The following is an 11,485-nucleotide window of genomic DNA, read 5'->3' as shown; positions in this document are numbered from 1 at the left end:
CCGCATGAAACAAGAAGTACGCAAGGAGTACTATCTCTTTAGTCCCTTTCTGCGCATCTTCCACTGGCTGATGGTCATTGCGATCATCGTGCTCTTCATCACGGGCTTCCTCATCACGAAGCCGCCTGCGATGCTCTATGCGGAGCCGGATGCGTCGCCGCTCCTGATGAATGTGACGCGCAACGTCCACTTCATCGCGGCGTTTGCATTCTGCGCGGGCTTCATCGGCCGCGTTTACGGCTTTATCATCAACCGCGGCGACCGCCTTTTCCCGCATTTCTGGGAGAAGCAGTACTACACGGACACGATGGAAGTGGCGCAGCACTATATGCTGATCAAGGCGACGCACAAGCCGTTTCTGCGCAATCCGCTCGCACGCGGATCGTACGCAGGGCTCTACGTGCTCGTGGCAATCGAGGTGCTGACGGGCTTTGCCATGTACTACATGACGGAGCCGTCCGCGATCGGCGGGACGCTCTTCGGCTGGGTGAACCGCGTGCTCGGCGGCGAGATGATCTCGCACTATGTGCATCACTATGCGGCATGGGCGATCATTCTCTTTGCCATCGGCCATTTCTACATGGTCATCCGCGCTGAGTTCATGGAGGGCGAGGCAGAGGTCTCGAGCATGTTCGCAGGCTCGAAGCTCCTGCGCCATACCCCGGCAGATGCCGCCGACGTGGAGTAGGTTTGGGATAGGATAACGGCGGCGGGGGCGCAGAAGACGTTCCTGCTTCCGTTTGCAGAAAAGGAGTTTTCTATGTGTAAAGAATGCGGCTGCGGGCTCGCAGAGAGCACGACGCATCTGCAGTTTTTTGTGAAGGGCTACACCGAGGAGAATGCCGCCGCTGTGGAGAAGGCGCTCCTGGGGCTGCCCGGCGTCCTCTACGTGCACATCCACACGCATGATGGGGAGACGACCGTGGACTATGACCCGGCAAAGACGAAGATGACGGAGCTCATCAGTAAATTTGCCGCACATGGGCTTTCGGCGGAGCTCTAAGATGCACGAAATGGCGATTGCCGAGGGCATTTTGGATATTGCCCTAGACTATGCACAGAAAAATGGCGCAGCGCGCATCGAGCGCATCGGCCTCCTGCTCGGCGAATTGTCGGGCGTGGAGACCGATGCGCTTTCGCTGTGTTTTTCCTCCCTTACGGCGGACACGATCGCGGCAGATGCCGTGCTCACGTGGGAGCGCGTCCCCCTCACGGGACGCTGTCACGACTGCGGCAGGGAGCAGCACATCCGTCCGCAGGACTACCTCTGCCCCCATTGCGGCGGCGGAATGGAGATCATCGGCGGCCGCGAGATGCGCGTGGATTATATAGAGATGGAATAGAGCGATGAAAGTAGTTGTAAAAGCGGACATTCTGGGGCGCAACGATGCAGCGGCGGCGGAGAATGCGGCGCTCTTTGCGCAGTATGGGATCTATGCGCTGAATTTGCTCGGCTCGCCGGGTGCGGGCAAGACGTCGCTCCTCGAGCGGACGCTGCAGGAGCTCACGGGCGATCTGCGCGTGGCAGTCGTGGAGGGGGATCTTTTTACGACGAAGGATGCGGCACGCATCGAGCGCTGCGGTGCGCCTGTGGTGCAGATCAATACGAGCGGCGGCTGTCATCTCGACGCGGCGATGGTCGCAGCGGCACTTGACCGCCTCGATCTCGACGCGCTCGATCTCCTCGTGATCGAGAACGTCGGCAATCTCGTCTGCCCTGCCGAGTTCGCGCTCGGCGAGGATGAGAAGGCGGTCGTTCTGAGCATCACGGAGGGGGACGACAAGCCGCTGAAGTACCCGCTGGTATTCAAGGAGTCGGCGGCGGCTGTCCTCAGCAAGGTGGATATTCTCCCGTATACGAATTTCGATATGGCGTCGGCGCGTGCGGACATCACAGCCCTGCATCCCGGGATCGCGATCTTTCCTGTCTCCTGTCAGACGGGCGAGGGTCTCGCGGACTGGTATGCGTGGCTGCGTGCGCAGGCGGCGGCAAAGAAGGCGGGGAAGGAGGTGCGCTGATGGAGGAGTCGATTGTACCCGTTGCGCCTGTGACCGTACTCGGCATCGGCAATATCATTCTGCGCGACGAGGGGTTCGGCGTGCGCGCGATGGAGTATCTGGAGCAGCACTGGGAGTTCTCCGAGGATGAGGTGCGCCTGCTCGACGGCGGGACGCTCGGACCCGAGCTGCTGCACTTCGTCACGGGGACACAGCATCTGCTGATCCTCGACGCGGTCTCGGGCGACGGTGCCCCGGGGACGGCGTACCGCTTTGAGGATGATGCGATCATGGCACATTTTCAGGAAAAGGTCTCATCGCACGAGATCGGCATACAGGATGTGCTCGCGTGGCTGACGGTGACGGATCGGGCGATCCCGAACGTGGTCGTGCTCGGGATGCAGCCCTACGATCTGTCGGCGGGGCTGACGCTGAGCAGTGCGATGGAGGCGGCCCTGCCCGCGTTCGCACAGCGTGCGGCCGAGGAGCTGCGCGCGTGGGGCGTTCGGCTCGCGCCGCGTGCCGCAGCGCATGCCTAAGATGGCGGACGCGGCACATACCGCAGTACATACGGAGGGGGGCGCCGCCGAGCGGCGCGCCTTTCGTGTCTCGGGGATTGTGCAGGGGGTGGGCTATCGTCCCTTTGTCTATCGTCTCGCGGAGGAGTATGCGCTCAGCGGCTGGGTGCTGAACGACAGCGCGGGAGTCGGCATCGAGGCGGAAGGGACGGCGGCGGCACTCGACGCCTTTGCCGTCGCTCTCGCAGACGATGCGCCGCGTGCGGCAGTGGTAACGGCGGTGACGTGGCAGGCGGTCATGCCATGCGGGGAGCAGACGTTCCGCATCCTGCCGAGCCCCGCGGGGACGCGGGCAGCGACACTTGTATCGCCTGATCTTGCGGTCTGTGCGGACTGTCGGCGCGAGATCCTGTCGGCAGCGGATCGGCGGTATGGCTATGCCTTTACGAACTGTACGAACTGCGGCCCGCGCTACTCGATCATCCGCGGTGTTCCGTACGATCGTCCGCTGACTTCGATGGCGGTGTTTCCGATGTGTCCCGCCTGTCAGCGTGAGTACGACGATCCGCGCGACCGCCGCTTTCACGCGCAGCCGAATGCGTGCGCCGCGTGCGGTCCCGCCTATCGCCTCCTCGTCAACGGCGGGGTGCAGGCGGGCGATCCGCTCGCGGCGGCGCGGCGTGTGGTGGCGGAGGGCGGCATCCTCGCCGTCAAGGGCATCGGCGGCTATCATCTCGCGTGCGATGCACGCAGTGAGACGGCGGTCGCACGTCTGCGCCGACGCAAGCACCGCGAGGCGAAGGCGCTCGCCGTGATGGCGGGGAGTCTCGCGGCGGTGCGCGCGCTCTGTCTCCTGTCGGCGGAGGAGGAGCGCCTCCTCACGTCTCCTGCGGCGCCGATTGTTCTCCTCGCGCGGCGCGTGGATGCCGTCCGCCCTGCGGCAGAGAGTGTCGCGCCCGGCAATGCGTACCTCGGCGTGATGCTGCCGTATGCGCCCGTGCATCTCCTCCTGCTCGGGGCAGATGATCTCTGGGTGATGACGAGCGCGAATCTCAGCGGTGATCCGATCCTCTATCGGGATGCGGCGGCAGAGGAGGGACTGGCGGGGATCGCGGATGCGATCCTCGTGCACAACCGTGAGATCGTGCACCGCGTGGACGACTCCGTCGTGCGCATCGGGGCGGGCGGGCCGCAGATTCTGCGCCGCAGCCGCGGCTATGCGCCCGCACCGCTCGCCCTGCCCTTTGCGGATGGGCGGAGCGTTCTCGCAGGCGGTGCGGAACTGAAGAATACGTTTTGCCTGACGCGCGGCGGGGAGGCGTTTCTCAGTGAGCACATCGGCGATCTGACGAATGCGGCGGTGCTCGCGTCATACACAGAGACGATGGCGCAGTATGAGCAGTTCTTTGAGGTAACACCGGAGGTGCTCGCCGCCGATCTGCATCCTGCGTATCTCTCGGGGCGGCATCTGGCGGCGCGCGCGGCGCGGGACGGCCTGCCGCTCGTGCGCGTCCAGCATCATCACGCGCATATCGCGGCGGTGCTCGCGGAGCACGGCTGCCACGCGCGCGTGCTCGGCGCCGCGCTCGACGGGACGGGCTGGGGCGACGATGGGACGGCGTGGGGCGGAGAGTTCCTCGCGGCCGATCTCGCGGGCTATGAGCGTCTTGCGCATTTTGCCCCCATGCCGCTCCCGGGCGGCGACCGCGCGGCCGAGGAGCCGTGGCGGCTTGCCCTCTGGGTGCTCTATCGGCGCGACGGCGCGGGCTTTGCGGCGCAGTTTCCGCAGTTTGCGGCGCAGTTGCCGACGGGCTGGGAGCTCCTGATGCAGGCAACGGCGGCGAGGCTCTCCGCACCACTCACGTCGAGTGCGGGGCGGCTCTTCGATGCGGCGGCGGCGCTGCTCGGCGTCGCGTATCGCAGTGCCTACGAGGGGCAGGCACCGATCGATCTGGAGCGTCTCGCGCGCACGGCGCGGCGGGCAGGACGCGTCCTGCCGTACACCGTGGCGGAGGGGGCACGGCTGACCGTGGACGTTCTGCCGGCGCTCTATGCGCTCGCGGATGGGGCGGAGGCGCTGACCGTGGAGGAGCGTGCGGGACGCGCGCTGGACTTTCACGTGACGATGGCGGCGGCGGTCGCCGAGGTGCTTGGCATCCTTTCGGTGCGGACGGGGCTGCGCACGGTCGCCCTCGCGGGCGGCGTGTTCCAGAACGCGCTTCTCCTGGAGGAGCTTCTGCCGCGCATCGGCGGCTATCATGTGCTCCTGCCGCACCGCGTTCCGCCGAACGACGGCGGTATTGCCTACGGGCAGGCGGCTGTGGCGCTCGCGCGGATGGTTCATTCGCAGCACGCATAGCGGAAATTTGCGGCAGACCAAAGCCTCCCCTGCCGCAGCGGGGAAGTGTCATGCGCAGCGTGACGGAGGGGGCGCCTTGGACGCTATCGGTGTTCTATCGTGAGAAATGTGTATGAGCAACGAGCGCTCCTATCGCCTCACGCTGCTCGGCACTTCCCCCGTCTTGGACGGGGGAAGCTGCATGCCGTAAACCGAAAGCCTCCCCTGCCACAGCGGGGGAGGTGGCACGCGCAGCGTGACGGAGGGGGCACCTTGGACGCTTTAGATGCGATGTCCTTGTAGATAAAATTTTCATCATATAGGGAAGGAAACAACATGTGTTTAGCAGTTCCGGCGAAAGTCGTTGAAATAGAGGATCAGCTTGCCTCGGTGGAGGTGCAGGGGGTGCGCCGTGCGGCGAGCCTCATGCTCCTGCCCGAGGCGAAGGTGGGAGACTTCGTGCTCGTCCATGCGGGCTTTGCGATGCAGATCGTCGATCCCGCGGAGATGGAGCGCATTGAGGCACTGCGCGCGGAGATGAACGGCGCGCCGCGTACGGTGACGCACATCGATACGCCGCGCATGGAGCACATGGCATGACCCGCGCACAGAAGATGCAGGCTGAGAGTCGGGCGATCCTCGATGAGATGCGTTGTCTGCTCGCGGGGCGGCATATCCGCATCATGGAGGTCTGCGGGACGCATACCGTCGCGATCTTTCGCGCGGGGCTGCGCCAGATCCTTCCGCCCGAGGTCGAGCTGGTCTCAGGGCCGGGCTGTCCCGTCTGCGTGACCCCCGACAGCTACATCGACGCGGCGATTGCGTATGCAGGGATGGAGGATGTCATCATCACGACGTTCGGCGATATGCTGAAAGTCCCCGGAACGCGCTCAAGTCTCACCGAGGCGCAGGCGGCGGGGGCGGACGTGCGCATCGTCTACTCGCCGCTTGACGCGCTCCCCATTGCGGCAGAGCATCCGGAGAAAAAGGTGATCTTCCTCGCCGTCGGCTTTGAGACGACCGCGCCGACCGAGGCGGCGGCAGTGCTCGCGGCAGAGCAGCAGGGCCTTTCGAACTTCTTCCTGCTATCGGCGCAGAAACTTGTGCCGCCCGTCATGCGCGCCCTGCTCGACGGCGGTGAGACGCACGTGGACGGATTTCTCCTGCCGGGGCACGTCGCCGTTGTGACGGGGACGGAGGCGTTCTCCTTTCTCGCGGAGGACTACCATGTACCCGGTGTGGTCGGCGGCTTTGCCCCGATGGAGATTCTCATCGCCCTGCAGATGCTCGTCCGCCAGATCGCAGCGGGGGCGGCGCGCATCGAGAACGCCTACCCGTCCGTCGTGCAGCCTGCGGGGAATCCGGCGGCGCGCGCGGCGATGGAGCGCGTCTATGAGCCGGCGGAGACGGCATGGCGCGGACTCGGCATGATCCCAGCCTCGGGCCTTGCGATGCGCGAGGCGTACCATGCCTATGACTTTGCCGCTGTGCGCCCGCTCACGATCGAGACGCGTATCGAGGGACGGCGCGGCTGCCGCTGCGGTGAGGTGCTGCGCGGGGCGATCCTGCCGAAGGAATGTGCGCTCTTTGGCAAAGCATGTGTGCCGGAGCACGCTGTCGGCCCCTGCATGGTGTCGGTCGAGGGGACGTGCGCCGCGTGGTACAAGTACGGCGGAGGGAGGTTCCACTATGGAGCATGATGTGATTACCATGGCACATGGGGCGGGCGGACAGCTCTCCCATGCGCTCATGGAGGAGGTCGTTCTGCCCGCGCTCGGCAACACGCTGCTGAACGTTCTGCACGACGGTGCGGTACTGCCGCTCACGGGCCGCACGGCGTTTACGACGGACTCCTATGTCGTACAGCCGCATTTCTTCCCCGGAGGGAGCATCGGGCGGCTCGCCGTCTGCGGGACGGTCAACGATCTCTCCATGACGGGGGCGGCGCCCGCATATCTCTCGCTCGCCGTCATCCTTGAGGAGGGCTTTCCCATCGCCGCGCTGCGCCGCATCGTCGCGGACATTGCGGCGGCGGCAGAGGAGGGGGGTGTCTCCATCGTGACGGGCGATACGAAGGTCGTGCCGCGTGGCTGCGGCGATGGCATCTACATCAATACGGCAGGTGTCGGGACGATGCTCGCGGGGGCGGACATCGCGCCGACGAACATCACGGCGGGCATGGACATCATCGTCTCGGGCATGCTCGGCGACCATGCGGCGACCGTGATGGCGGCGCGCCACGGTCTCACCCTGCCGCCCGAGATACAGAGCGACTGTGCGCCGCTCTGTCACCTGACGGCGGCAATGATCGCGGCGGCAGGCGACGGCATCGCCGTCCTGCGCGACCCGACGCGCGGCGGTGTGGCGGCGTCGCTGAACGAGCTGGCGGGCGCGGCGGGCGTCGGCGTCCTGCTCGAGGAGGACGCCATTCCCGTGCGCCCCGCCGTGCAGGGCGTCTGTGAGATGCTCGGGTTCGACCCGCTGACGCTCGCGAACGAGGGCAAACTCCTCGCCTTCGTCCGTCCCGAGCTCACGGCGCGTGTTCTCGATGTGATGCACGAGAACACCTACGGACGCGAGGCGTGCGTGATCGGACACACGACGGCCGATGCGCCCGGTACGGTGGGGCTCAGGACGGCACTCGGCGGCATCCGCGTCGTGGATTTGCCGCTCGGGGAACTGGTGCCGCGCATTTGCTAGGATACGGCAGGAGCACCCACCTCCATGGATGATGTTTGCATGATTTTTACTGACATGATTTTTTACGAACAAAAAAGCGAGCGGATCGTCCGCTCGCTTTTTATCAAACGTCTTACTTCGTCAGATGTACGTCGGGAATCTCGACCGTATCATGATGCGTGTCCGGGTCGACGTTGGCATACACGCCCGGCTTCGTCTCATACGCCTTCAGATTGTCCTCGTTCGCCTTGAGCATATCCTCGACAAAACGCTCCACTGCATCTGCACAATATACCTTCATCGTAAAACCCCTTCCTATGACCGTTGATGGTGATCTTTATTTCGAACCGAGCATATCATTTTTTGGGACTTGTGGAAAATATTTCTTTCTGATAAAATAATAGTGTAACTTTATTAAAAAAATCTATTGGACAAATGTGATATTTGAAATATTGTCCCGGTTCTTTATATAGTAGACTAATGATGATATAGGAATACACTACGTTCTGTCGCCGCAGAGGCGCGGAAGGAGATGATCGGATGACGCTGGTTCAGATGCGGTATTTCTACGAGGTATGCCAATGGCAAAACATCACAAAGGCCGCAGAGCATCTGCACGTCTCACAGCCGACCGTCACCGTCGCCATGCAGGCGCTCGAGGCGGAGACGGGGCTGAACCTCTTTCACCGCGAGGGACGCAAGATCACCGTAACGGCGGATGGGGCAAAGCTCCTCAGCAAGGTCTCCTACATCCTCACGGAGGTCGCGCGGCTCGACGATGAGATCCGCGACATGGCGCACCGCCACGCAAAGGTGCGCGTTGCCATGCCGCTGCAGCTCGGCGTCGTCTTTCTGCCGCACATCTTCGGTGAGTTCCGCGCGGAGCATCCCGAGATCGAGCTCGAGATCATCGAGACGGGCGGCGTGAGCGCCCTGCAGATGGTTGAGGAGGAGAAACTCGACTTTGCCCTGACGAACTATACGGCGGATTTCAGCGCGCGGCTCTCCTATGCGAAACTCTTTGACTGCGAGTGCACCTTTGTCACGCGCCCCGATCATCCGCTCGCCGCGCGGCATGCGCTCAGCATCAGCGAACTCAAGGACGAGCCGCTCATCATGCTCGACAGCAAATTCTTCGTCGATCGCCTCGTGCAGGACGCGTACGGGCGTGCTGGCGAAAAGCCGAACGTCGTCCACTACTCGCCCTACCTCCACACCGTCAAAAATCTCGTTCACGCGGGCATCGGCTCGACCTTCCTCGCGCGTCCGTCCGTCCTCCCGACCGACGGCTTCGTCCAGATCCCCCTCATCGACCCCCTCTTCATCAACAGCGGCCTCGTCACGAAAAAGGGACGGCAGGTATTCGACGACGTCCGCCTCGTCATGAACTACCTGCGCGCACTGACGAAGAAACTGCTGGGCGACGACAAGAAAGACGAATAAATAAACCCTGTGGGTGTCATGGCCCACAGGGTTTTTCTATCGTTCTATAGTTTTCCCATGATATTCAGGAGACTCTGGTAGCTGTCCACCTCATGATACACTACGTCATCATCGGTGAGCCTGGCAAAGAGTTTTTTGGCGCATTTGATTTTTGCCTGCTCGATGGGTTTTAGATTCAGGCTCTCCATCGTCCCTTTGGTCTCTGCGATAAAGAAAATGTGTTTCACTGCCCCCTTATTGAAGGCAATCGCCCAGTCCGGGGAGTAATTTCCCATCGGCGTCGGGAGATAGAACCCCTTGGGCAGCTTCGCGTAGACGCACACCTCCTCGGCGACGTCCATGTCCTCCGCCATGCGACGCTCGACACTTAGGCCATCCTTTGCATAGCCATCGGCGAAGAGGTAGTTCTGCACATTCTTCTTCGCACGGTAGGCACGGGCGTAATCTCGGTTCTTCTCATCGGTGAAAATGGAGCTCTCGAAAACCTCATTCGTCCGATTATAGGTAATCTCCTCCACAACCATCGCAGCCTTTTCCTCATTGATCAATCGGATCGCCTTGACGATAAATTCCTCTGGGTTGTTCTGGAGCATCGCAAAGACAGGTCGCTTTATCCCCGCCACAATTTTTGCAGCACTGCGGCGGGTCAATTTCGCACCTTCGGCGATCTTGCCGATCACATCATACTTCACGCTAGAGCCTCCACTACGCTCGAGCGTAAGAGTCTGACGTCGATCTTCCTTAAAGGCGGTTCCATTTTTGAGATCGTCTGCCGTAAGGTGTTCCTCCTGCTGTCCGCTTGTCACCGTGTACTGGAGGCGGGTCACGAACATTTTTTCGTCAATGTGTGCAATGGCCTTTTGGATCAGCTCCTCGTCATCAAACTCCACCGTATAGGCGTACTTGTGATGGATCAGATCCCACAGACGTTTGAACTCTGCCTTGTAGAAATTATCATTGAGCGGGTTCTCCATCACCGTCGTCTCGCGTCCGTCTCGGATCATGCCATCCAGTGCATGCGGATCGAAAATACTGCCGATCAGGGCGTGCACCCCGTCACTGATGTCCTCGACGGATTCCGGCAGAGGGACGAGCGTATTCGCTTCCTTATCATTTCTGTACTTGTCGGTGATATGCCCGTCATCGTCTACGTAGTCATTGCGAACGAGATAATTGTATATGCTGCGTCCTTGTTTTTCACTGATCGTTACATCCTGACCGTTCAGTATCAGCGTCTTGCCGATAAAATACTCTGCGGTCGCCTCGGTGGGACGGTCGTAGAGATCCTCTCGAATACCGCGCTGCAAATCCGCGACGAACTCCTTGTACCCGTCGGCGGCGATGACCGTCAAATGGTTCACCCTCTGCACCTGGCTGCCCAAAACATGGACGTCCTGTCGATCGCCGTTTTGATTGACACACAGCCGCAGCCCGCGTCCGACCTCCTGTCGCTTTTGCGTGGCACTGCTGCCGCCGTGTTTCAGCGTACAGATCTGGAACACATTGGGATTGTCCCAGCCCTCGCGGAGTGCCGAGTGCGAAAAGATAAACCGCACGGGATTTTCAAAGGAGAGCAGTCGTTCCTTGTCCTTCATAATGAGATCGTAGGCAGAAATATCGGTACTTTCGTCGCTCTCATTTTTCAGCGTGCTGTTTACCTTAGGGCTTTTTTTGTCGATGGCGAAATAGCCGGCGTGCGTCTTCGCCACTTCGATATCCCTCAGGTATTCCTCGTAGGGGGAAGAAAAAAGAGTCAGGTATTCATTGAGGATCGCCGTGTATTCTTCCTCGAAAATATCGCCGTACAATGCGTTGATCCCGTTGCCGTCCTCGTCATACTTCCGATACTTTGCCACCTCGTCGATGAAGAATAGAGACAGACACTTGATGCCCGTGCCGAACAGCTCCTTCTCCTTCTCAAAATGAGAGCGGATGGTCTCCCTGATCTGCACGCGGCGAAGCGTCTCCTCCGATACATCCCCCTGCACCTGCCCAACATGGATTTCCTCACCATTGGTAAAAGAGAGCATTCTCCCGATGGGATCGATCTGATTGATGCGGTAGCCACGGTACTGTTCCATGTTTTCCGACATCGCAAAAATATCGTCGCCTGCTGTCACGAGACGTGTTTCTCGCTTGATGGCCTTATGATGCTTGATCTCAAACTCGAGACGCGCCGTGGGCGGCTTGTCCCCCGCGATGACGATGCTCTCTAAAAACAGGTAGCGGTTCATCCCGCCGAGATTCTTGATGTCAAATCCCTTGACCTCGATCTGCTTGACCAGTTTCTTTTGGTAGGCGTCCAGAGCATCCAATACATAGACCAGATTATGACAATCCTTGTGCGTCGCGGAATAGTTCAGGCAAAGGAGCGGATCAAACTCCTTGAGGCTCTTCTGCGTAGCTTTTCCGCCCATTTTTTGCGGCTCATCCAATATCACAATCGGACGGCATTTTCTGATTACATCAATGGGACGACGGCTGCCGAACTCATCCCGCTCGGACGTAA

At 61.3% G+C, this 11,485-nt stretch carries 12 protein-coding genes; 10 read left to right on the top strand and 2 right to left on the bottom strand.

The genetic code is table 11. From position 1 onward, the window contains the following. Positions 1-4 precede the first annotated feature (4 nt). The 9 genes from cybH to hypE all read left to right on the top strand — a co-directional run bounded on the left by cybH (position 5) and on the right by hypE (position 7,554). Positions 5-688: a Ni/Fe-hydrogenase, b-type cytochrome subunit gene (gene cybH, locus HMPREF9166_RS07580; RefSeq protein ID WP_009753395.1), complete on the top strand. Its 684-nt coding sequence runs from the start codon at positions 5-7 to the stop codon at positions 686-688. 72 nt (positions 689-760) lie between these two features. Next, complete coding sequence (locus HMPREF9166_RS07575; protein WP_009753394.1) at positions 761-1,003, top strand: heavy metal-associated domain-containing protein; 243 nt, start codon at positions 761-763, stop codon at positions 1,001-1,003. Between the two features lies 1 nt (position 1,004). Then, positions 1,005-1,343 (top strand): hydrogenase maturation nickel metallochaperone HypA, encoded by a 339-nt coding sequence (locus HMPREF9166_RS07570; protein WP_009753393.1) that lies wholly within the window; start codon positions 1,005-1,007, stop codon positions 1,341-1,343. Between the two features lie 4 nt (positions 1,344-1,347). Further along, on the top strand, positions 1,348-2,019 hold the full coding sequence (gene hypB / locus HMPREF9166_RS07565; RefSeq protein WP_009753392.1) for a hydrogenase nickel incorporation protein HypB: 672 nt from the start codon (positions 1,348-1,350) through the stop codon (positions 2,017-2,019). After that, positions 2,019-2,537, top strand: a complete 519-nt coding sequence (locus tag HMPREF9166_RS07560; RefSeq protein ID WP_009753391.1) for a HyaD/HybD family hydrogenase maturation endopeptidase — start codon at positions 2,019-2,021, stop codon at positions 2,535-2,537. The genes hypB and HMPREF9166_RS07560 overlap by 1 nt, the downstream gene beginning before the upstream one ends. Then, entirely contained in the window at positions 2,530-4,875 is a 2,346-nt protein-coding gene (gene hypF, locus HMPREF9166_RS07555) for a carbamoyltransferase HypF (RefSeq protein WP_009753390.1), read from the top strand. Before HMPREF9166_RS07560 ends, hypF begins: the two co-directional genes overlap by 8 nt. A gap of 315 nt (positions 4,876-5,190) precedes the next feature. Beyond that, entirely contained in the window at positions 5,191-5,454 is a 264-nt protein-coding gene (locus tag HMPREF9166_RS07550) for a HypC/HybG/HupF family hydrogenase formation chaperone (protein ID WP_009753389.1), read from the top strand. Beyond that, on the top strand, positions 5,451-6,554 hold the full coding sequence (gene hypD, locus HMPREF9166_RS07545; protein WP_009753388.1) for a hydrogenase formation protein HypD: 1,104 nt from the start codon (positions 5,451-5,453) through the stop codon (positions 6,552-6,554). The genes HMPREF9166_RS07550 and hypD overlap by 4 nt, the downstream gene beginning before the upstream one ends. Next, entirely contained in the window at positions 6,544-7,554 is a 1,011-nt protein-coding gene (hypE, locus tag HMPREF9166_RS07540) for a hydrogenase expression/formation protein HypE (RefSeq protein ID WP_009753387.1), read from the top strand. Before hypD ends, hypE begins: the two co-directional genes overlap by 11 nt. A 112-nt stretch (positions 7,555-7,666) precedes the next feature. Here hypE and HMPREF9166_RS12720 read toward each other — a convergent pair whose 3' ends face one another. Further along, on the bottom strand, positions 7,667-7,834 hold the full coding sequence (locus HMPREF9166_RS12720) for a hypothetical protein (RefSeq protein ID WP_006690846.1): 168 nt from the start codon (positions 7,832-7,834) through the stop codon (positions 7,667-7,669). A 239-nt stretch (positions 7,835-8,073) separates the two neighbouring features. On the opposite strand from HMPREF9166_RS12720, the gene HMPREF9166_RS07530 reads away from it, so the two are divergent. After that, the gene (locus HMPREF9166_RS07530) at positions 8,074-8,976 is read left to right on the top strand and encodes a LysR family transcriptional regulator (RefSeq protein ID WP_009753386.1); all 903 of its coding nucleotides are present in this window, start codon (positions 8,074-8,076) and stop codon (positions 8,974-8,976) included. 44 nt (positions 8,977-9,020) lie between these two features. Here HMPREF9166_RS07530 and HMPREF9166_RS07525 read toward each other — a convergent pair. Further along, a partial coding sequence (locus HMPREF9166_RS07525) for a type III restriction-modification system (RefSeq protein WP_009753385.1) occupies positions 9,021-11,485 on the bottom strand: 2,465 nt, incomplete at its 5' end.

It is taken from the genome of Selenomonas sp. oral taxon 149 str. 67H29BP (genome assembly GCF_000146365.1).
Taxonomy (GTDB): Bacteria; Bacillota; Negativicutes; order Selenomonadales; family Selenomonadaceae; genus Centipeda; species Centipeda felix.
This window is presented reverse-complemented; position numbering and strand designations above follow the sequence as displayed.